1 rRNA gene is annotated in these 700 nt (G+C 52.1%); it reads left to right on the top strand.

The features are described 5' to 3' along the window. Positions 1-2 precede the first annotated feature (2 nt). A 23S ribosomal RNA gene (locus tag JNO66_RS20335) occupies positions 3-700 on the top strand; the annotation flags it as partial.

Raw genomic sequence — 700 nt, 5'->3', positions numbered from 1 at the left:
TTGGTTAAGTTATGAAGGGCGCACGGTGAATGCCTTGGCACTAGGAGCCGAAGAAGGACGCGACGAACGGCGAAACGCCTCGGGGAGCTGTAAGTGAGCTTTGATCCGAGGATATCCGAATGGGGGAACCCACCATTTTTAATCGAATGGTACCCGTATCTGAATACATAGGATACGAGGAGGCAGACCCGGGGAACTGAAACATCTAAGTACCCGGAGGAAGAGAAAGAAAAATCGATTTCCTGAGTAGCGGCGAGCGAAACGGAAACAGCCCAAACCTGAAGGCTTGCCTTCAGGGGTTGTAGGACATTCCATTGGAGTTACAAAGAAACGGAGTAGGTGAAGCATCTGGAAAGATGCGTCAAAGAGGGTAACAACCCCGTAGCCGAAACTTCGTTTCCTCCGGAGTGTATCCTGAGTACGGCGGGACACGTGAAACCCCGTCGGAATCCGGGAGGACCATCTCCCAAGGCTAAATACTCCCTAGTGACCGATAGTGAACCAGTACCGTGAGGGAAAGGTGAAAAGCACCCCGGAAGGGGAGTGAAAGAGATCCTGAAACCGTGTGCCTACAACTAGTCAGAGCCCATTAACGGGTGATGGCGTGCCTTTTGTAGAATGAACCGGCGAGTTACGATGTCGTGCAAGGTTAAGCTGATGAGGCGGAGCCGTAGCGAAAGCGAGTCTGAATAGGGCGAAT

The sequence above is a fragment of the Alkalicoccobacillus gibsonii genome (assembly GCF_016798245.1).
GTDB lineage: Bacteria > Bacillota > Bacilli > Bacillales > Bacillaceae_D > Alkalicoccobacillus > Alkalicoccobacillus gibsonii.
The sequence above is the reverse complement of the archived record's forward strand: the minus strand, read 5'-3'. Positions and strand labels throughout refer to the sequence as shown.